The 20128-nt window shown below is 60.4% G+C and carries 23 protein-coding genes and 1 other RNA gene; 12 read left to right on the forward strand and 12 right to left on the reverse strand.

The window, feature by feature from the left end; all coding sequences use genetic code 11:
- The first annotated feature begins 121 nt into the window (after positions 1 to 121).
- From lysS to J7G73_RS03980, 6 genes are all read left to right on the forward strand, one after another.
- Complete coding sequence (lysS, locus tag J7G73_RS03955; protein WP_291245314.1) at positions 122 to 2119, forward strand: lysine--tRNA ligase; 1998 nt, start codon at positions 122 to 124, stop codon at positions 2117 to 2119.
- An 80-nt stretch (positions 2120 to 2199) separates the two neighbouring features.
- Positions 2200 to 2628 carry a Holliday junction resolvase RuvX gene (ruvX, locus tag J7G73_RS03960; RefSeq protein ID WP_058963683.1) on the forward strand — a complete coding sequence of 143 codons (429 nt, stop codon included), beginning with the start codon at positions 2200 to 2202 and terminating at the stop codon, positions 2626 to 2628.
- 181 nt (positions 2629 to 2809) lie between these two features.
- Entirely contained in the window at positions 2810 to 3502 is a 693-nt protein-coding gene (gene vanR, locus J7G73_RS03965; protein ID WP_291245315.1) for a VanR-ABDEGLN family response regulator transcription factor, read from the forward strand.
- Entirely contained in the window at positions 3495 to 4604 is a 1110-nt protein-coding gene (locus J7G73_RS03970) for a HAMP domain-containing sensor histidine kinase (protein WP_291245316.1), read from the forward strand. The genes vanR and J7G73_RS03970 overlap by 8 nt, the downstream gene beginning before the upstream one ends.
- A gap of 175 nt (positions 4605 to 4779) precedes the next feature.
- Positions 4780 to 5133: a MarR family winged helix-turn-helix transcriptional regulator gene (locus tag J7G73_RS03975; RefSeq protein WP_291245317.1), complete on the forward strand. Its 354-nt coding sequence runs from the start codon at positions 4780 to 4782 to the stop codon at positions 5131 to 5133.
- An 81-nt stretch (positions 5134 to 5214) separates the two neighbouring features.
- Positions 5215 to 6510, forward strand: coding sequence for a cytidylate kinase family protein (locus J7G73_RS03980; protein ID WP_291245318.1), 1296 nt, complete (start codon positions 5215 to 5217; stop codon positions 6508 to 6510).
- 53 nt (positions 6511 to 6563) lie between these two features.
- On the opposite strand, the gene J7G73_RS03985 is transcribed toward J7G73_RS03980, so the two are convergent.
- On the reverse strand, positions 6564 to 7841 hold the full coding sequence (locus tag J7G73_RS03985; protein ID WP_291245319.1) for a chloride channel protein: 1278 nt from the start codon (positions 7839 to 7841) through the stop codon (positions 6564 to 6566).
- Positions 7842 to 7994: 153 nt separating this feature from the next.
- Here J7G73_RS03985 and J7G73_RS03990 point away from each other — a divergent pair, with 153 nt between their 5' ends.
- Both J7G73_RS03990 and J7G73_RS03995 read left to right on the forward strand, forming a co-directional pair.
- On the forward strand, positions 7995 to 8537 hold the full coding sequence (locus J7G73_RS03990; RefSeq protein WP_158097467.1) for a DUF1836 domain-containing protein: 543 nt from the start codon (positions 7995 to 7997) through the stop codon (positions 8535 to 8537).
- 13 nt (positions 8538 to 8550) lie between these two features.
- Positions 8551 to 9336 (forward strand): 4Fe-4S binding protein, encoded by a 786-nt coding sequence (locus tag J7G73_RS03995; protein WP_291245320.1) that lies wholly within the window; start codon positions 8551 to 8553, stop codon positions 9334 to 9336.
- A 74-nt stretch (positions 9337 to 9410) separates the two neighbouring features.
- On the opposite strand, the gene J7G73_RS04000 is transcribed toward J7G73_RS03995, so the two are convergent.
- From J7G73_RS04000 to J7G73_RS04015, 4 genes are all read right to left on the reverse strand, one after another.
- Positions 9411 to 9569, reverse strand: a complete 159-nt coding sequence (locus J7G73_RS04000) for a rubredoxin (protein WP_087180730.1) — start codon at positions 9567 to 9569, stop codon at positions 9411 to 9413.
- Positions 9570 to 9687: 118 nt separating this feature from the next.
- The gene (locus J7G73_RS04005) at positions 9688 to 10092 is read right to left on the reverse strand and encodes a DUF3842 family protein (protein ID WP_087292018.1); all 405 of its coding nucleotides are present in this window, start codon (positions 10090 to 10092) and stop codon (positions 9688 to 9690) included.
- A 22-nt stretch (positions 10093 to 10114) separates the two neighbouring features.
- A complete protein-coding gene (gene cls, locus J7G73_RS04010; RefSeq protein WP_247643364.1) occupies positions 10115 to 11680 on the reverse strand; it encodes a cardiolipin synthase in 1566 nt (521 codons plus the stop codon).
- A gap of 146 nt (positions 11681 to 11826) precedes the next feature.
- A complete protein-coding gene (locus J7G73_RS04015; protein ID WP_291245321.1) occupies positions 11827 to 12636 on the reverse strand; it encodes a peptidylprolyl isomerase in 810 nt (269 codons plus the stop codon).
- A 312-nt stretch (positions 12637 to 12948) separates the two neighbouring features.
- On the opposite strand from J7G73_RS04015, the gene J7G73_RS04020 reads away from it, so the two are divergent.
- From J7G73_RS04020 to J7G73_RS04030, 3 genes are all read left to right on the forward strand, one after another.
- A complete protein-coding gene (locus J7G73_RS04020) occupies positions 12949 to 13137 on the forward strand; it encodes a DUF1292 domain-containing protein (RefSeq protein ID WP_291245322.1) in 189 nt (62 codons plus the stop codon).
- 21 nt (positions 13138 to 13158) lie between these two features.
- A non-coding RNA gene (gene ssrS / locus J7G73_RS04025) (6S RNA) lies at positions 13159 to 13358 on the forward strand.
- A 77-nt stretch (positions 13359 to 13435) separates the two neighbouring features.
- Entirely contained in the window at positions 13436 to 13642 is a 207-nt protein-coding gene (locus tag J7G73_RS04030; RefSeq protein WP_291245323.1) for a hypothetical protein, read from the forward strand.
- Positions 13643 to 13702: 60 nt separating this feature from the next.
- Here J7G73_RS04030 and J7G73_RS04035 read toward each other — a convergent pair whose 3' ends face one another.
- On the reverse strand, positions 13703 to 14338 hold the full coding sequence (locus J7G73_RS04035) for a lactate utilization protein (RefSeq protein WP_291245324.1): 636 nt from the start codon (positions 14336 to 14338) through the stop codon (positions 13703 to 13705).
- Between the two features lie 251 nt (positions 14339 to 14589).
- Between J7G73_RS04035 and J7G73_RS04040 the strand changes: the two genes are divergently transcribed.
- On the forward strand, positions 14590 to 15606 hold the full coding sequence (locus tag J7G73_RS04040; RefSeq protein ID WP_291245325.1) for a redoxin domain-containing protein: 1017 nt from the start codon (positions 14590 to 14592) through the stop codon (positions 15604 to 15606).
- An 82-nt stretch (positions 15607 to 15688) separates the two neighbouring features.
- Here the strand turns inward: J7G73_RS04040 and J7G73_RS04045 are convergent, their stop codons facing one another.
- From J7G73_RS04045 to J7G73_RS04070, 6 genes are all read right to left on the reverse strand, one after another.
- On the reverse strand, positions 15689 to 16288 hold the full coding sequence (locus J7G73_RS04045; RefSeq protein ID WP_291245326.1) for a lysine exporter LysO family protein: 600 nt from the start codon (positions 16286 to 16288) through the stop codon (positions 15689 to 15691).
- Between the two features lie 7 nt (positions 16289 to 16295).
- On the reverse strand, positions 16296 to 16583 hold the full coding sequence (locus J7G73_RS04050; protein WP_087180738.1) for a hypothetical protein: 288 nt from the start codon (positions 16581 to 16583) through the stop codon (positions 16296 to 16298).
- Between the two features lie 88 nt (positions 16584 to 16671).
- On the reverse strand, positions 16672 to 17739 hold the full coding sequence (locus J7G73_RS04055; RefSeq protein WP_291245327.1) for a type II CAAX endopeptidase family protein: 1068 nt from the start codon (positions 17737 to 17739) through the stop codon (positions 16672 to 16674).
- Positions 17740 to 17767: 28 nt separating this feature from the next.
- On the reverse strand, positions 17768 to 18529 hold the full coding sequence (locus J7G73_RS04060; protein ID WP_291245328.1) for a DUF3169 family protein: 762 nt from the start codon (positions 18527 to 18529) through the stop codon (positions 17768 to 17770).
- On the reverse strand, positions 18526 to 18738 hold the full coding sequence (locus tag J7G73_RS04065) for a helix-turn-helix transcriptional regulator (protein WP_087292048.1): 213 nt from the start codon (positions 18736 to 18738) through the stop codon (positions 18526 to 18528). Before J7G73_RS04065 ends, J7G73_RS04060 begins: the two co-directional genes overlap by 4 nt.
- 183 nt (positions 18739 to 18921) lie before the next feature.
- A complete protein-coding gene (locus J7G73_RS04070) occupies positions 18922 to 19911 on the reverse strand; it encodes a glycosyltransferase family 2 protein (protein ID WP_087292051.1) in 990 nt (329 codons plus the stop codon).
- Positions 19912 to 20128: the final 217 nt, after the last annotated feature.

Below are 20128 nucleotides of genomic sequence, written 5' to 3' on the forward strand. Positions count from 1 at the left end.
TTTTCCGCAAAAAGAGGTGCCACGGCGCCTCTTTTTGTGCTATAATAAGGCAGTATGCCCGCCGTATGCGGGCCAAACTATCATATCCGCGCCAGCCGGCGCGTTTTTTGGAGGGAATAGCATGGAGCTGAACGAAAACAAGAACCCCAACCCCCAGCAGGATCAGGAGCTCAGCGAAAAGGCTTACAACGAGCTGGTCGCTGTGCGCCGCGACAAGCTGAAAGCCCTGCAGGAAGCGGGCAACGACCCCTTCCAAAAAACCAAATATCCGCAGGACGCTTTCGCCGCGGACATCAAAAAGGAATACGATTATCTGGCCGCTGAGGAAGAGACCGACCGCACCGTGTGCATGGCCGGCCGCATGATGAGCAAGCGCGTGATGGGCAAGGCCAGCTTTGCCGACCTGCGCGACGCCTCCGGCAACATCCAGCTGTACATTCGCCGCGATGTGATCGGCGAGGAGGAGTACGCCGGCTTCAAGAAGTTCGACATCGGTGATGTGATCGGCATCAAGGGCCAGGTGTTCCGCACCAAGATGGGCGAGATCAGCATCCGCTGCACCGATATGGTGCTGCTGGCCAAGAGCCTGCTGCCCCTGCCCGAGAAGTTCCACGGCCTGAAGGACCAGGAGCTGCGCTACCGCCAGCGTTATGTGGACCTGATCATGAATCCCGAGGTGCGCCGCACCTTCGAGATCCGTTCCCGTTTCATCCGCTTCATGCGCTCCTACCTGGATCAGCGCAACTACATGGAAGTGGAGACCCCGGTGCTGAATACCATCGCCGGCGGCGCGGCTGCCCGCCCCTTCATCACCCATCACAACACCCTGGATCTGGACATGTACATGCGCATCGCCACCGAGCTGCCCCTGAAGCGGCTGATCGTGGGCGGCATCGACCGGGTGTATGAGATCGGCCGCATCTTCCGCAACGAGGGCATGGACCCCAAGCACAACCCCGAGTTCACCACCGTGGAGCTGTACCAGGCCTACGCCGACTTCCACGATATGATGGACATCGCCGAGGGCATCCTGTCCGGCGCCGCCAAGGAGATCCTGGGCAGCTACCAGGTGAAGTGGCAGGGCGAGGACATCGACCTGACCCCCGGCTGGCGCCGCCTGACCATGGTGGACGCCGTGAAGGAGTACACCGGCGTGGACTTCGGCGCCATCACCGATGACGCCGAGGCTGTGGCTGCTGCCAAGGCCATTGGCGTGGAGCTGGCCGACACCGCCGACAAGACCTGGGGCAACGCCCTGTACGCCTGCTTCGACCAGAAGGTGGAGGAGCAGCTGATCCAGCCCACCTTCATCACCATGTACCCGGTGGAGGTCTCCCCGCTGACCAAGCGCAGTCCCGAAGATCCCCGCCTGACCGAGCGCTTCGAGCTGTTCATCTGCCACAGCGAGCTGGCCAACGCCTACTCCGAGCTGAACGATCCCATCGACCAGCGCGCCCGCTTCGAGAAGCAGCTGGAGCTGCGCGACCGGGGCGACGACGAGACCGAGATGATGGACGAGGACTTCCTGACCGCTCTGGAGTACGGCATGCCTCCCACGGGCGGCATGGGCATGGGCATCGACCGCTGCGTTATGATGCTCACCGGCTCCGACACCATCCGTGAGGTCATCCTGTTCCCCACCATGAAGCCGCTGGATGCGCCCAAGAAGCAGGAGAAGGCCGCCGTCAAGGCCCAGCCCGCTGCTGCTGTGGCTGAGCCTGCCGCTTCCGTGGCCGAGCCCATCGACTTCTCCAAGGTGGAGATCGAGCCTCTGTTTGCCGATATGGTGGACTTCGAGACCTTCTCCAAGTCCGACTTCCGCGCCGTGAAGGTGAAGGCCTGTGAGGCCGTGAAGAAGTCCAAGAAGCTGCTGAACTTCACTCTGGACGACGGTACCGGCACGGATCGCACGATTCTGAGCGGAATCCATGCCTACTACGAGCCCGAGGAGCTGGTGGGCAAGACCCTGATTGCCATCACCAACCTGCCTCCCCGTCCCATGATGGGCATCGAATCCTGCGGCATGCTGCTCTCCGCGATTCATACCGAGGAGGGCGAAGAAAAGCTGCATCTGCTGATGGTGGACGAGCACATCCCCGCGGGTGCCAAGCTGTATTAATTTCACCCAACTGAAATGACTGATAAGCCCCAACTTTTCGTTGAAGTTGGGGCTCATTTTGAACAAGGAAAGGAAGAACCATGAAGATCCTAGCTGTGGACTACGGCGATGCCCGCACCGGCCTTGCCATCAGCGATGCCAGCGAGCTGCTGGCCACCCCTCTGCCTCAGATCGAGGAAAAGAGCATGAACAAGGCGGCCGCCGCCATTCTGGAAGCCGCCCGCGCCCAGAAGGCTGAAATGATCGTGGTGGGCCTGCCTCGCAACATGGACGGCACCGAGGGCTCCCGCGCCCAGAAGACCCGCAAGATGGCGGCGATTCTGGAACGGGACGGCCAGCTGCCGGTGCGCTTCTGCGACGAGCGCCGCACCACCGTCACCGCCGCCGCCCAGCTAAGCGAGGTGGGCACCTTCGGCAAAAAGCGCAAGGAGATCCTGGACTCGGTGAGCGCCGCGGTCATTCTGGAAAGCTTTCTGGCCTGGCGCAAGCATCACCCGGAGGAGGCCTGAAGGCCGGGGGCTTCGTGAGAAAATCGTAAGATTTCCGCAAGCAAAAAGAAAAGCACATCCGCGCCCTGTTCTGGTAGGATAATACCGGAGCAGGGCGTTTTTTTGCGGGCGCTTGCGCCGGATGGAGGTTTGCCGTATCATAAAAGGCGAAACAATGAAGGAAAAAGGGGGACGGGCAGGAATGAGTGCGAAGATCCTGCTGGTGGATGACGAGGCCGCCATTGCGGACCTGGTGGAGGTCTATCTGAGCAACGAGGGCTACACGGTGTACAAATGCGAGAACGCGGCCCAGGCGCTGGAATGCGTGGCGGAGAAGCCGGTGGACCTGGCCATTCTGGATGTGATGCTGCCGGACCTGAGCGGCTTTGAGCTGTGCCGCCGCATCCGCAAAAAGCATCTGTGGCCCATCCTGATGCTCACCGCCCGGGTGGAGGATCTGGATAAGATCCAGGGCCTGATGCTGGGAGCGGACGACTACATCACCAAGCCATTTAACCCGCTGGAGCTGCTGGCTCGGGTCAAGACCCAGCTGCGCCGGTATACCCAGTACAACCAGTCCGCCCAGCCGGAAAAGAGCGGGGAATACGAGTTCAACGGCCTGTGCATCAGCGAGGTCACCCACAAGTGTACCCTGTATGGCGAGGAGCTGGCCCTTACGCCGCTGGAATTCTCGATTCTGTGGTACCTGTGCAGCCGCCGGGGGCAGGTGGTGCCCAGCGAGCAGCTGTTCCAGGAGGTGTGGGGCGAAAAGTACATCGACGGCAACAACACCGTGATGACCCACATTGCCCGGCTGCGGGAGAAGATGCACGAAAAGAGCCGTCAGCCGAAATTCATCAAAACTGTCTGGGGAGTGGGGTATACCATTGAGTGAACTGCGTAAAAACTGGGCCCACCGGCGCACCGCGTTGCGCTTCACCCTGCAGCTGGCGGTGATGCTGGCAGCGTTCTGGGCTTTGAGTTGGCTGCTGCGGGAACTGGCGACCTTTGTGTATTTCAGCCTGGACCTGGGCCGCTTCTGGTGGGTGTTTCTGTTCAAGGAGATTTTCAAGCATTTTATCCCGGCGCTGCAGGTGCTGTGGCTCGGGGTGGGCACGGTGCTCATTACCGGCTGGGTCTTCTGCAAGCCGCTGCGCTATCTGGACGAGGTGACCGAGGCCGCCGGCCGTCTGGCCCGCCCGGGGGAGGACCCCATCCGGCTGCGGCCCCAGCTGAAAACCGTGCAGGATCAGCTGAACCAGGCCCGGGAGCAGGGGCTGCGGGCCGCTGCGGCTTTGCGCCAGGAGGAGCAGCGAAAAAACGATCTGATCGTCTATCTGGCCCACGATCTGAAAACCCCGCTCACCAGCGTGATCGGCTATCTGAACCTGCTGGTGGATGAGCCGGACATCAGCCCGGCCACCCGGGCCCGCTACACCGGCATCGCGCTGGAAAAGGCCCTGCGGCTGGAGGAGCTGGTGAACGAGTTCTTCGAGATCACCCGGTTCAGCCTGAGCCATCTGGAGCTGGAGCTTTCCCGGGTGGACCTGTCGCTGATGCTGCGCCAGATGGTCAGCGAGTTCGCGCCGGAGCTGGCGGCAAAGCATCTGGACTGCCAGGCGGACCTGCCGGACGAGCTGCCGGTCCGCTGCGATCCGGCCAAGCTGGCCCGGGTGTTTGATAACCTGCTGCGCAACGCGGTGAGCTACAGCGACCCCGGCACCACCCTGCGGGTGCAGGGCAGGCTGGAGGGGGAGACGGTGGTGCTGCAGTTCGTGAATCAGGGCCGCACCATCCCGCCGGAAAAGCTGGCCCGCATCTTCGAAAAGTTCTTCCGGGCGGACGAATCCCGGGCCAGTGCCAGCGGCAATGCCGGGCTGGGCCTGGCCATCGCCAGGCAGATCGTGGAGCAGCACGGGGGCACCATCGCCGCCGCCAGCGCCGACGACCGGGTGGTGTTCACCCTGCGCCTGCCCCAAAACGGCCCTTCCAACTGATCGATATGGATTTGAACAAGAGTTCTGTGCGCTGCACAGGGCTCTTTTTTGGCCTTTTCCGAGCATTCTGCCCTTAAAAGAGCGGGGCAAAAACGCCTATAATACAAAAGTTAGCTTGCTAATTATTAGAATTCTAATGAATTGGAACGCCGAAAACAGGAAAGGGATCGCCACAATGGAACACAGCTTTCACTATCTGCCTTTAGCCAATCAGTCCATGGTGCACCGGCAGCTGCTGGCAAAACTGAAGGACACCGGCCTGACCCTGGGCCAGCCCAAGGTGCTGGACTATCTGCAGGACCACGACGGGGCCAATCAGGCCGAGATCGCCCGCGCCTGCCACATCGAGCCCGCCTCCCTCACCTCGGTTCTGAACCGGATGGAGGAGAAGGCACTGGTGGAGCGCCGTACCCAGCAGGGGGACCGGCGCAGCTTTGCGGTCTACCTCACCGAACAGGGCCATTCAATGGCGCTGCGGGTCCGGCAGGCCTTCGAGGAGCTGGAGGAGCAGGCCTTTGAGGGGGGGTGAGCGAAGCGGAGCGGGAGCAGCTTCTTGCGGTGTTCCGCCGCGTTTACGGCAATCTGAAAGAGGGGGAGCGTTAATTATCTTATGGAAAAAGCAAAGCGGTATCTGGTGTTTTTGTTCGGGCTGTTCATCAGCTCCTTTGGCGTGAGCCTTATCACCAAGGCAAATCTGGGCACCTCACCCATCTCGGCCATTCCCTACGTGCTCAGTCTGAACTTTCCCTTCACGCTGGGCCAGTTCACCATTGCATTCAGCCTGTTTCTGATCCTGCTGCAGCTGCTTATTCTGGGGCGGAACTTCAAGGCCGAGCACCTGCTGCAGATTCCCATCTCGGTGGCCTTCGGCTATTTCATCGACCTGACCATGGTCATGCTGGGGTTTGTGGCCCCCGGCAGCTACCCGGTCAAGCTGGTGGCCCTGATGATCGGCTGCGTGATTCTGGCCTTCGGTGTGTATCTGGAGGTCGTCGCCGACGTGGCCATGCTGCCCGGCGAGTCCTTTGTGCGTGCGGTCACCCAGACCTGGAAAACCGATTTCGGCACCACCAAGGTCTGCTTTGATGTGTCCATGACCGTGATTGCCGCGGTGATCTCGCTGGTGCTTGCCCACACGCTGTACGGCGTGCGCGAGGGTACCGTGATCGCGGCTCTGCTGGTGGGCTTCATCGCCCGTCTGTTCGGCCGCCTTCTGCCCTTTGTGCCCGACCTGCTGTTCGGCAAAAAAGAGGAGAGCGAAGCTGCCGCGGCGGTGGAGAACGGCCAGGGCGGTTGGGTGATCGCCATCGGCCGTCAGTACGGCAGCGGCGGACGGGTCATCGGCCAGAAGCTGGCGCAGCGTCTGGGCTACGAGTTCTACGACGATGCCATCGTGCAGATGGCCGCGGGCACCACCGGCTACACGCCACAGTTCGTGCGCCAGCGGGAAGAGAACATGACCAACAGCTTTTTGTATGACCTGGTGAACCAGATGTACGCCTACGCCCCGGAGGAGGAATCCCCCAAGGACAGCGTCTTCCTGGCGGAGAAGAAGGCCATTGAGGAGATCGCCGCTAAGGGTCGCTGTGTGATCGTGGGCCGCTGCGCGGACTATCTGCTGCGGGACGACCCCCACTGCCTGCGGGTCTGGCTGCATGCGGACAAGGCCCGGCGGGTAAAGCGAATCATGGAGCTGGAGCAGCTGGACGAGACGGCGGCAAAGACCCGCATCGCCCAGGAGGACCGGCGGCGGGCCACCAACTACCAGTACTACACCCGGCGGGTGTGGGGTCTGGGCAAAAACTACCACCTGACGCTGGACACCGGCCTGGGGGAGGAGTATGTGCAGACCTGCATCGAGGCCGCGCTGAAGGCCCTGGAGGCCGGGCAGAAGGCCACCGTATAAACACGAAAAACAGCACCGGCAGATGCGTTGCCGGTGCTGTTTTCATTTTGGAATCAGTGGGCGGGCTTGTCCACCTTTTCATTGTTGATTTTGGAATACATGATCTGCTGGCCGGAGTAAAGGCTGTACTGGCCGCTGAGCAGGTAGCTCACCGCACAGGCCAGCGCGAACAGCAGCATGGACTCGGCCCCGAACAGCTCCACTCCCAGCACGATGCTGGCGAAGGGGCAGTTGGTCACGGCGCAGAAGGTGGCCACCAGTGCCACCGCCGCCGCCAGGCCCGGGTCCAGCCCCAGCAGCGGCCCCACCAGGCAGCCGAAGGTGGAGCCCACAAAGAAGGTGGGCACGATCTCGCCGCCCCGGAAGCCGCAGCCCAGGGTGAGGGCGGTGAGCAGCAGTTTAAACAAAAAGGCCAGCGGATGGGCCAGCACGCCCTCGGTGATGGCCTGCTCGATCACCTGCATGCCCGCGCCGTTGTAATCCCGTGTGCCCAGCAGCAGGGTGCAGCCGATGATCAGCGCCGAGCCTGCCAGAATGCGCAGGTATTGATTGGGCAGCCAGGTCTGGTACAGATGGCTTGCGGTGTGCATCACGATGCACAGCAGCATGCCCACCAGCGCGCAGCCCACACCCAGAATCACCACCCGCCAGGAGTTGCCCCAGCCAAGGCCGCTGGCCTTGTGGATCACAAACTGCTCCGGCACCGCCCCCAGCGCCCGGGAAACGCCGTAGGCCACCAGGCTGGACATGGTGCAGGGCAGCAGCGCTGCGTGGTAGACCACGCCCACACTGATGACCTCAATGCTGAAGATGGTGGCGGTGAGAGGGGTGCCGAACAGGGCGCTGAACACCGCACTCATGCCGCACAGCACCATGAAATGCTGGCTGGGCTGGTTGAGCCGCAGCTTTTCCCCAAGCCAGCCGCCCATGCTGCCGCCGATCTGCAGGGCCGCGCCCTCACGCCCGGCACTGCCGCCCAGAAGATGGGTGATGAAGGTGGCGAAGATGATCAGCGGGGTCATGCGCAGCGGCGCGCGCTTACCGTTGCGGGCGCTCTCGATCACCTGGTTGGTGCCCCGCTCGGTGCTCATGCCGCACAGCTGATACACCGCCACAATGGCCAGGCCGCCCACCGGCAGCAGCCATAACAGCTCCGGGTGAGCCGCTCGCACCCGGTTGGCCCAGCTTACCATGTGGTAGAACACCGCGCCCACCGCGCCGCCCGCAAGGCCCATCAGCCCGGAGCAGATCATCCACATCAGAAAGGTCTCGCTGTAGGGGAACAGCCCCTCGGCAATGTTGGTCAGCGCATCTTTGCGCCGCAGATTCATGTTACCGCCTCCCACCGGCCTCCGCAAGGCCGTTTTTGTACATTGATACCGGCTCATATTATAGCAAATCCCCGGAAAAAATTGAAGCAAAAGCCCTTTTGTGCTATGATAGAAACCAGCGAAAACTGCAACAGGAAACGGAGCGTGACACCAATGAAACAGGGCTTTGAGAACAGCAGCCTTTCCCAGGAGGTCCTGGGCTTCCATTGCCCCCGCTGGGCCGAGCTGCCGGGCATCGCGCTGTATATGGATCAGGTCACCGGCTATATCAACGAGATTTTTGCCCCCATCGCCCCCCAGGAGCAGCAGATCACTCTGACCAAGGCGATGGTGAACAATTACGTGAAGCAGCGGGTGATGAGCCCGCCGGTGAACAAAAAATACGACCGGGCCCACATGGCCTATCTGGTGACCATCTGCGCTCTCAAGCAGGTGTTCAGCATCCCGGAGATCGGCAGCATGATCCGCGCCCAGATGGACCACTGCCCGGTGGAGCAGGCCTACGACTGCTTCTGTGAGGAGCTGGAGAGCGCGCTGCGGGCGGTGTTCCTGGGGCAGGCAGCCCCCACCCAGATCCGCAACGAGCAGGACCCGGCGGCCATCACCCTGCTGCGGGGCGCGGTGCAGGCCTATGCCAGCAAGGTGTATGTACAAAAGCGGCTGGCCTTCGCCGAGCAGGCCGGCGGGCAGGAATGAGGAGAAGAAGCCGGTGAAGATTGAGAGAGCACAGCTGATTTATTTTTCCGCCGCGGGAACCACCCGGACGGTGGGGCAGGCAGCGGCAAAAGGGACCGGCCTGCCGATGGAGGAATGGGATTGCACCCCGCAGCGGGCAAAAGCACCCTTTCAGCCGGACGAGCGGACCCTGACCATTCTGGCCGTGCCGTCTTTCGGCGGGCGGGTGCCCGCGCCGGTGGCAGAGAGGCTGGAGCAGATGAAGGGCTGTGGCCCGGCGGTGCTGCTGAGTGTTTACGGCGCGCGCGCCAGCGAGGATACGCTGGTTGAACTGTATGATCTGGCAGAGCGGGCAGGCTACCGTCCCATAGCGGCCGGGGAATTTGTGGCCCGGCATTCCATGGCCACCCGGATCGCAGCGGAGCGCCCGAATGGGGCGGACCTTTCCCAGGCTGCGGCGCTGGGAAAGCAGGCAGTGGAGCTGGCCCAGAATCTTCTGCCGGGGCAGGAACCGGGGCTGGAGCTGCCGGGCAATCGACCCTACCGGGACTTTGGCGGGGTACCGTTCCACCCGAAGGCGAATAGAAAATGTGTGGAATGCGGCCGCTGTGCCGACCAGTGCCCGGTGGAGGCAATTCCTGCCGGGAAGCCAAACAGGACCGACAGCAAGGTGTGCATCACCTGTATGCGCTGCGTGGCAGTGTGCCCTGTAAAAGCCAGAAGCCTCGGCAAGCTGCCGGAGCTGGCCGTTACGGCCAAACTGCGCAAGGTGTGCGACGATCACCGGGAAAACCGGATCTGGTTGGCCGGCCTTGAATAAAGAAAAACGAAAAAAGCCCGCGCCTGGACAATTCCAGGCGCGGGCCTTTTGCTTGCTTATGGGGGATTGGGAAATTACTCCTGGCTGAACTGGTCCTTGCCAACGCCGCACAGGGGGCACTCGAAATCCTCGGGAACATCGGCCCACAGGGTGCCAGGGGCGATGCCGCCGTCCTCGTAGCCCTCAGCCTCGTCGTAAACCCAGCCGCACACGTCACATACAAAACGGTTCATAATGAATACTCCTTTTCGCTCTATTTAGAAAGAAATGAATTTTTTGGGAGGGACCGTTTGGTCCGTGACTCTAGTATATGCGGCGGAACGGAAAAATCATGTTGCCACGGCAACAAAATTATGCCAGACTTAAAATCCGGCGGGCGGCGTCCGCAATGTATTCAGCCAGGGGCAGCTCGGGCAGGCCGCCGATCTGCACTCCGCACTTGCTCACCGGGATCAGTACCTTGCGGGCGGAGGAGTCCGCAACGGCCAGCGCCATGGCAGGGCTGCATTCGCCCATCATGCTGTTGGCCATCACGATGCCCATGGGTCCGGCGATCACATCCGCCCGGCGGGCGTTCACGATCACTGCGTTCTCTCCGGTGGCGCCCGCGGTGGCGCCTGCCTTCATCATGGCACCGGTGGCGGCGGCATTGGTGCCCACCGCCAGAATTTCGCCGGCGTAGCCGCCAGCACGCAGCTTTTCAATCAGGGCGCGGCCGAAGCCTCCGCCCTGGCCGTCGATCACAACGATTCTCATGCAATAACCTCGCTTTTTCTTGTTACAGCAGCGGCGCGAACAGGCGCAGGATCAGCTGCGCCACCCGCTTGGGCAGGGGCGTTTTATAGGTGTCCTCCAGGAACACCTCGTTGCTCACGCTCATGCATTCTTCCAGGTCGGCCCGCACATCCTGCACCATCTGCCCGCCGTAGAAGGCACAACAGTTTTCGAAATGCAGATACAGGCTGCGGTAGTCCATGTTGGCGCTGCCCACGATGGCGGTTTTGTCATCCGACACATACATCTTGGCGTGGATGAAGCCGGGGGTGTATTCAAAGATGCGCACGCCCGCCTCCAGCAGCACCCGGTAGTAGCTCTGGGTCACCCAGTACACATACCATTTGTCCGGAATGCCGGGGGTGATGATCCGCACATCCACACCGCTTTTGGCGATCAGGGTCAGGGTGGTGATCATCTCGTTGTCCACCACCAGATAGGGGGTGGCGATATACACGTAGTTGGTGGCCTGCTGCAGCACGTTAAAGTAGGCGTTTTCGGCCACATTCTCCTCGTCCAGCGGGCTGTCGCCGTAGGACTGCACAAAGCCCCGGGCGGTGTAGCGCAGGGTGGGGGCGTAGTCCTTCGGGTCACTCACGCTGCCGGTGGTGAAGTCCCACATTTCCAGAAACAGTGCGGTCAGCGATTGCACGCCGCTGCCCTTGAGCATCAGGCCGGTGTCCTTCCACATGCCGAAGCGCTTTTTTCGATTGATGTATTCGTCGGAAAAGTTCAGCCCGCCGGTGAAGCCCACGTTGCCGTCGATCACGGTGATCTTCCGGTGGTCCCGGTGGTTGAGCATGGTGTAGTCCGAGATCCGGCCGGACAGCCGGGGCGGTGCAAAGGGATAGCACTTGATGCCCTTGCGCCGCAAGAATTCATCGTAGTTTTCCGGCAGGGTGAACATGCAGCCGAAGGCGTCGAACAAAAGGCGCACATCCACACCCTCGGCGGCCTTCTGGGTGAGAATTTCCAGAGTCGTGTCCCACATGTAGCCGGGCTTGATGATGAAATACTCCATGAAGATGAAGTGCTTGGCGCCCTTCAGTTCCTCCAGAAAGCGGGGAAAGAAATCCTGGCCCCAGGCGTAATATTCGCTCTGGGTATCGCCATAAAGGGGAGCGCCTGCGCACTGGGACAGATAGGTGGCACTGCGGGCCAGGTTTTTGTCCTTCACCTGCAGGCGGCGCATGGGCTCCGGGTCCTGAGGCAGCGATCGGGTTCCCCGCTCGGTGATGGATTCCAGCCGCTTGGCGTGGCGGTTGCCGGTGTTCCGGTGGCCCCAGAACAGGTAGAACAGGGTACCGGTGGGCGGCATGACCAGAATCATGATCAGCCACATGATTTTATAGACCGGGTTGACCTTGTCCTTATCCAGCAGTGTGAGCACAGCCAGGGCGCTGAGCAGCATCAGAAACAGATAAAAATACGGGAAAAATCTGCCCAGCCCAACGGCGATGCCAACCACCAGAGTAATCTGCAGCAGCAGCAAGACCGCGAAGAAAAAGCTGCGGGACAACAGCCCACGGCCCAGTTTGTTGCGGGCTTTGCGTACCTTCTTCATTTCCATAATAATAAGCCTCCTGCATGAAAAAGGGAAAAAGGCAAACGAAAAAGCCTTTGGGGGATATTATATCACAGTTTTCCCACAAAATCGACGGAAAGACCCTGGGGAAACAAAAAGAGCGCACGGTGCTGCGTGCGCTCGGAATGAATTTATTCGGTCTGACTGGTGCTCTGTGCCGCGCTGGAGGTCTGGGAAGCGGAGGAGGAAGCCCCTTCGCTGCCGCTGGCGGGAGCCGGGTCCGCCGCGCCGTAGGTGCTGATGGTCACGCTGTTGAGCAGCACGTCCTCCACAGGCTTGCCGTTCTCGTCCACCTCGCTCTGGGCCAGGGTGTCTACCACATCCATGCCCTCGTAGATCTGGCCGAACACGGTGTCGGTGTAGTCCAGATAGGGCAGGCCGCCCGCCGTATCGTAGGCCTCGATCACCTCGGTGCGCACGCCCGCCTGTTCCATCTGGGTGCGCAGGCTGTCGTCCAGCTTTTCGGGCAGCGACTGCACAAAGTAGAACTGGCTCAGGCCGGAGACATTCTCATCCGGGCTGAAGGCGGCGCACAGTGCGCCGGAATAGTGGTGCAGCTGGTCCGAGATCTCCTTGGGGTAGGGGTTGTTGTTCCAGATGGTGGAGCCGGTGGTGCCGCTGCCGGAGGCATCGCCGCCCTGCACCACAAAGCCGGAAACGATCCGGTGGAAGCTGGTGCCGTTGTAGTAGCCCTCCTGGGCCAGACGGGTGAAGTTCTCCACCGCCATGGAGGCCTGGTCCGGATACAGCACGGCCCGCACCTCACCGGCGCTGGTGTTGAAGATGGCAATGGGGTCGCCCTCGGCGGGGGTCTGGAACTGAAGCTCCTCGCTTTCCACCTGGGGGCGTTTGATGGAGCTGCCCACAACTCCGCCGCCGCAGCCTGTGAGCAGGCCGGCGGCCAGAACGACGGCCGCTGCCAAAGCAATGAATCTGCGCAAGGAAGATGCCCTCCTGTAATTTTTTGATAGAAATAATACATATTATACCACAAAGCCGGGAAAAATAAAAACCAGCTGCTCCAAGTATTTTATAAAACTTTCACAGCGGGTTTTGTTGCGTTTTTCTATTGACGCAGGCAGCAAAAAAAGGTAAACTTTATCTAGCAGATCACACAGGCGAGGCCCGAGGGCCTGCCCGAAAAAGGAGAGCAAACATGGCTGAGAACAACACCCCTGTCACCGAGCAGGAAGAAGATTACACCCCCGACCTGGTGACCCTGGAGGACGAGGAACCACAAGGGCGTTCACTACATGGCACTGGTTCCCTACGTGGAGAACGAGGAAGAGCTGGAGGACGCCGAGCTGGACCTGATCCTGATGAAGGTCGGCCAGGACGCGGAGGGCGAATACCTGGATATCGTGGAAGACGACGAGGAGCTTTACGAGGTGAGCAACCTGTTCGAGAAGCGCCTGCGCGAATTCTTCGACATCGAGCAGTAAGCCTGCCGCCCAAACACGCTTAGCATCCTGCCTTGTGCGATTTGTTGCAGCTTTAAATAATCCTACTAATCAAATTCAGGGAGCCCGGAGTTGACCGCCGGACCGCAGACCTCCCGCCCCTCAAGGGGAGCACGGAAGAAGGGAGTGGAAAAGCGGCCACAGGGCACCCACCTGCCATCCGGTAGGTTTTGATTGGCTGCAGACGGCAAGGCGGGGCTATTTTAAAACAGAAGTGTCCCCGGTCCTTTCAAGGAACCGGGGGCTTTTTGTATTCCGCAGCAAAAGGAGGGAGGCCCCCATGGGAAAGGGCGATTACCACGGCGCAAGCCACATCTATGCCAGCCGTGCGGGCACCAGTCCCCGCGCCGAATACCGGGAGTTCGATTTTGAGCCCGGCCGTGAGGCGGAAAAGGACGAGCTGCTGCGCAAGGTGCGCCGCCCGGAGCTGACCATCCAGGCGGGTTATCTGCGTCGGCCTGCCCGGAAGACTGTTAACAAGAAATAAAAAATCGCCGCCCCAGCACAAAGCAGCGGGGCGGCGATTTTTTGCGGCGGAAAAGCCGGATCAGAAGCCCAGAGGTTCACCCACCAGCAGCACCTTGATGCGGCCGGGAATCCGCTGGTAGCGGTGGATGGTGGTGGTGCAGCAGATGCGGGCCGGGCTGTGGCAGTCGGCGCAGGTGCCGGTCACGGCGCAGGGGGTCTTGCAGTTCAGCCGGTCAGTGTTGGCGGGGGCGGCGATCTCCTTTACCCGGCGGGCGGCGGCGTGAATGTCCTTCACGATCTTGTTGCAGCCCACCACCAGCAGCACGTTCTTCGGGCCGAAGGTCATGGCGGCTACCCGGTTGGCGGTGCCGTCCACGTTGTACAGCTCACCGGCCTCGGTCACCGCGTTGGTGCTGGCCAGATACCAGTCGGCGCTGAACACCTGGCGGAACAGCGCGTCCAGCTCCTCGCCGGTCACCTTGCTTCGGTCCAGATACTGATAACGGCCGCTGGCCAGCAGGTCCATCACGCCGGTCTCGGCCAGGCTCACGCTGCCGCCGTTGGAAACCACGGCGCCCTCGGGGATCATCTGCTCCACAAAGGGGCGTACCTCGGCGGCGGTCTTCACATAGTAGGCCTCCATGTTGTTGGCGCGCAGGGCCTCCATAGTGCGCTGGATGCGGCGCTCGGTGTTTAAAATCACTGCTTCATGCATGAGAATTCCTCCTTCAACAGCTTGCTCAATGGGCTGGAATTGTTGTTTTTATTATAGCACATCTTTTGTTTTGCGGCGCTGTGTGAATCCCGGCGCACACAAAAGTTTTACAGGCAGCTGCCAGAGCCTGCCATTGCAGGAGCCGGGGCGGTTGTGCTACAATGGTTTAAAGCGGCAGCGCACAGGCGCTGCTGCGCCTTTTGTGATTTTACACCGGCGGTTGTGCCGGATGTTGAAGGAGTATGACTTGCATGGCCAAGCGTTTAAAGGCCGGTGATAAAATTCCGGCGTTTTCCTACGATACCCCTTACGAACCGCAGAAAAGCTTCTACGGCTTTTTGCAGGGGGACAAGCCGGTGGTGCTGGTGTTCCTGCCCAACTTCGGGCACCCCATCACCCGGCATTTTATCACCCAGTATCTGGAGACCATCTACGCGCTGCGCAGTGTCCGTTTGGCCTGCGTGGTACGCTCCCGGCCCGAGGCCATTGCCAAGGCCGCGCCCAGGGGCTCGCTGCCCTTTGAGCTGATCTGTGATGCGGAGGGCGCGCTGTACGATTACTTCCAGATTCCCCAGAAGCGCGGCATGCTGCGCTGCTATTCGCTGGAGGGCATGCGCATCATCAAGCAGGCTCGCCAGGAGGGGTATTCCCCGGCCAAAAACGAGTTGAATCAGCTGCCTCTTACTCTGGTGCTGAACGAAGACGGACAGGTGCTGTTTGCTCACTACGGCCACAGCATGACCGACCTCCCGGCGGATTGCTCGGCCATGGAGCGGGTGGCGCAGGAGCTGCCCCTGCCTGCAAAAGAGGCGGAACCACAGCCGGAAGTTTCGGATGCCTTCCCGCAGGAACAGCAGCCGCAGATCTTTGACGGCTTTGAACAGCCGGATCAGGGGGCACTCACCGAAGCGGAGCTGCTGGCCGCACTGGAGGAGAACAAAGCCTTTGAGGTGCAGCAGGCGGCACAGGGGGAGCAGTCCGCTGTTGCCTTCCATCGGCAGGAGGAAGCGACTCCTGTGGAGCAGCCCCAGCCCGCGCCTCAGGTGGACGAGCCCCAGCCGGAGCAGGCCTGGACCGCCGCGCCGGAAAGCAGCGTCTATCCGCCGCAGGAAGCGCTTCAGGAGCCACAGGAGCCCACCGAAGCACCCCAGGAGCCGGTGGAGCCGGTGCCCGCATCGGTCTGGCGGGGCAAGATGATCTATTCGCCGGATCATGTGCCGGTGAAGGTGGATTTTTCCGCCCTGGGCTTTGGCGGCGACAAGAACTGAACATACAAAAACCGGGCCGGAACGCATGGGCAATTGCCAGCATTCCGGCCCGGTTTTTTGTTTCAATTGCAAAAGAGACTGCTCACAAAAGCGCCGCACACAGCGAGATCAGCGGCGGCACCGCGGCCGAACAGACCACTCCGTTGAACACCGAAAGCACCACCGTTTCCTCGTCGGTGAAGCGGATCATCATCGAGAGGGTGGTGTCCTCACTGGTGGCGGCAGCGGGGGCGATGCAGGTGTAGTAGTTCAGGCGGCGGGAGATGGGCGGGATCACGAAAAAGGAGAAGATCTCCCGCATCAGGTTGCTCAGAAAGGCAATGCTGCCCAGCTGTGCTCCGGCCAGGTTGCCCACGGTCACACCGGCCAGGCTGTACCAGCCCAGACCGCTGGCCACCATGGTGCTTTGCCCCAGCGAAAAGCCAAGCAGCGGGGCACACACCGCGCCGCCCACCAGCGAACCAGCAATGATGCCGATGGGGATGAGGAATGCCGTGATGTGGTATTGCTTGATTTTTGCCCAGATGCCCTCGTGCAGGCCGATGCTGATGCCCACCAGGAACATGAGCAGATACAGCACCAGGTCCGAGTGACCGGCGAGCAGGGTCAGCAGGGGAAGCTCCAGACCGGAAAGCCCGTAAAGAACGCCGCCCACCAGGGCGATCACTGCCAGAATCACCATAAGCCGGTCACCTCCGTTTGTTGCGCTTTTCCCGCCCGTTCATAAAACGGCAGGTGAGCAGGTAGACAAAAAGCACAGAAAAGGCCACCGGCACCAGGCAGAACACCAGGCTTTGCAGCCCCAGCTGGCCCAGCTCCTGCAAAAAGCCCGGCCGCTGCCCCAGCATAACGCCCATGCAGAAAATCAGCGCCAGAGTGCACACCACCTGCAGCCGCTCGCAAAGTTTTTTGTATTGTTTCGGGAAAAACCGGCTGCCCACCAGCACTCCCAGACACATGATCAGGATCACATCCACAAACGATCCCCTCCAGTTCGCGCAATATCTCCTTATTATAGCAAAAAAGCGCTGGGGTAGCAATGCACCCCAGCGGAGAAAAACGGCCTTATTGTGCAGGTTCGGCAGGTTGCTCGGAGATGGCGGGCTGTGCCTCTACGGGGAGGGGCAGCTCCACCACCGGGCCGGTGCGGAACATCTTGGAGGCCAGGAAGGGCAGGTACAGCACCGCCATTGCCGCCATGCCCAGCAGCACGCTGGTCCAGTCCAACACCTGATTCTGGATGGCGCTGGGGTCGGTGAACAGGGTGATGGCGTTGTTGTTGAAGAAGTGGATCAGCACCGGCGCCCAGATGCTTTTGGTCTTCATGTAGGCAAAGCCGAAGAAAACGCTGTAGCAGATGCAGAGTACGATCTGGTTCACTACGCTCAGACCCCAGGTGGCAGGGCTGTAGAAAAAGATGTTGATGGGCAGGTGCCACAGCCCCCAGGCCACGCCCAGCACCACAATGCCGCCCCGCAGGCCGAACCGCTTTTGCAGCAGAGGCTGTAAAAAGCCGCGCCAGCCGTACTCCTCCCCGAAAAAGGCGGTGTATACCAGCAGGAAGTTCAGCGGCATACTCACCAGCATGATGGTGAAATAGAGCGGGTCAACGGAAGTGGATTCTGCTTTTGCCAGAGTAGGGTCCACCAAAATCATCAGCCCGCTGAGCAGGACGATCCGGACAAAGTAGAGAACCGCAAACACCGCAAACACCGCAAATACCCAGCGGTTGAGCCGCATGCCCCAGGCGGTGCGGCGTGCCTTGCCGTCGAGAAAATAAAAGACCCAGCACAACACGCTGCCCACCATGATGACCCCGTTGCTTGCCGCCGCCCAGGGCAGGGCGGGGGCAATAGCGCTGGCAAGGGCGCACAGAGCCATGAGGACGGTCACCAGCAGGAAACAGATGTAAAATTTGCGGGGGATGGTTTTGTCCTCCCGGCGGGTGAGAAGAATGGCAAGGATAGCGCCGGCGGCAGGGTAGAACATCTGGGCCGAGGGAAAGGCCCTCACGTCGCTGCCTGCGTGGTAGGCAAGGCCCATGGGGATGCCCAACAGATAGGGCAGCACAAAAGCGACCAGTCCGAAGATAATCAGCTGCCGTTTTTCCACGGCGGTCCAGTTGGTTTTCATGACAGATTCCTCCTTTTCGTGTTTGAAGTCAACGGTTGGGTTTTACATGTTGCAGCCAGTAATTGCGCAGCTGATAGGTAAGGGTCTGCATCATCCACAGCCCGCCCAGCAGCACGAACCACAGGGCGTTGATGGACCAGGCGGAACCCACCATGAGAAGTACCACCATCACGATGGGGTAGAGCATGTTCATCACCTGGAAGGTGAAGTAGCTGCAATCGCCGATGGCCTTCTGCTCCGCCTCGTCGCAGCTGGCGTACCAGTCTTTGTGGAATTTGGTGTCGAACACGTTGCCCCGCTTTTCCGGGTAGAGTTTTTTGGTGGCCCCGATCACCAGGGCCTGCAGCGCGGTAAGCCAGACAAGTTGAAGAATCAGCAGCCCAAACCCGAAGCCGGCAAGCGGGATTGATTCGGACCGAATGGCCCGCCCGAAGGCCAGCCCTGCGGTCAGCATGAACCAGGGGAAGCCCAGGGTGGTCAGAATCAAGGCAAGGCAGAGCAGCCGGTTGGCCTTCTCATAAGCCTCGTCGTCCTCATCGGCACGGGCCATGGGTTTTTTCGCCGCCAGATACAGGGCGGTGGCCGCCGCAGACAGCAGCAGACCCAAAGTCATCAGTGGAACGCCTGCCCCGTAAAGTCCCTGGCTGAGGGTGGCGCTCAGTCTGGAAAGACCGTCGAAGCCTGACCCGATGAACATGCTGCATCCTGCGCCAAACAGACCACACACCACGAGGATGAGTGTGAATTTCACATAGACCCAGGTGTTTTTCTTTTCCGCTTTCGGTTTCATTGTTCTTCCTCCCCCGTCAGATAAAATACCTCTTCCACAGGCGTTTCAAACACCTGTGCGATGCGCAGCGCCAGCGTGATGGAGGGGTTGTAGTCCCCACGCTCGATCAGGCTGATGGTCTGGCGGGACGCCCCCACCAGCTGCCCCAGCTGCTGCTGATTCAGCGACCTGGCCGCGCGCAGCTCCTTGAGCCGGTTTCCCAGCGGCATAGGCTCAACCTCCTTTTGCGTTGCAAAGTATCTGTGTCAAAATGACAAGTATCTTTGTCATCATCAGTATAGCAATGACAAGGATCTTTGTCAACTGGTTTTGACAAAGATTTTTGGCATTTTTCCGGCAGGCGGAAACAGGACAAAAAAATCCCCCCGTCTGAATGACAGGGGGAAAAGTGATTATTGAATGTGAAATGCCCGCTGCACCCGGTAAACGATGTAGCGGAAGGTGTCTGCAATCAGCCAGAGCTCGATGAGGATGTAGTTGGGCAGGTTCTTCAGCCGGAACCTGGGCTTTTCCAGCTTGCCCATCACCTTCAGAGCCTCCTTGAAGCCCTGACCGTAGGCCGGGCCGAAGCCCCGCAGCCGGAACATGGCAGCTTTGAGCAGGTAACCCGCCGCCAGGGGCAGAAGGTTCAGAATAAACATCAGGATGGGCATGTTCTTATAAGGCAGAAGAATGCTGTTGCGCCCGCTCTGGATGCTCTTGAAGGGATTGTAGCGCACCGCACCGGTGGTGGCGCCGCAGATGTGGTAGCACTTGGCGGTGGGGCAGTAGACGTTTTTGTAGCCCAGGCTGTTGGCCCGCCAGCTGATGTCCACGTCCTCGTAGTAGGCAAAGAAGTTCTCGTCGAACAGGCCGATCTTGTCCAGAATGCTCTTGCGGTAGAGCGCCGCGCCGCCGCAGGCAGAGAACACCCGGCAGGGCTTTGCGTAACGGCTGGCCTTCATGCCGTCGCCCCGCTTGCAGGCAAAGCCCAGAATGGTCACGTAGTCGCCGGCGTCGTCCGCCAGCTCCCGCTCGAAGTGGCGGATCATCAGGCTGCTCACCGCGAAGATACGCTCGTCCGCTTCAGCGGCGCGAATCAGGTTTTCCAGCCAGTCCGGCTCGGCGAAGGCATCGTTGTTGAACAGAGCCACGAACTCGCCCTTTGCGGCCCGGATGCCCTGGTTCACCGCGTAGGAGAATCCGGTGTTATGGTCGTTTTCAATGAGGGTATAGTTTTTACGGCCCACATAGCTGCGGGCGATCTCCAGACTCTCGTCGGTGGAGGCGTTGTCGATCACGATCAGTTCAAAATCCTGCATGGTCTGGGCCCAGACGGATTCGATGGAATCCCGCAGCCAGCCGGCCCCGTTCAGGTTGGGGATCACCACAGTGGCTTTCATTGGCGAAAACCGCCTTTCTATCAGTTTTGGTCTATCTGCCATTATAACAAACTTTTGCCCGGCGGGCAATGCGGGCTTTTTCTCTTTAGCGCTTTATGATATGATGAGAAAAACAGCGATTTGAAAAAGGAAAGGGGGAAGCAAGCCATGAGCAGTGTATTCGGAATCACTGCGATCTTCAGTTGGCTGATGGTGCTGGTGAATCTGGCGCTGGTGG

Source organism: Allofournierella sp., from assembly GCF_017889395.1.
In the GTDB taxonomy this organism is placed as follows: Bacteria; Bacillota; Clostridia; order Oscillospirales; family Ruminococcaceae; genus Allofournierella.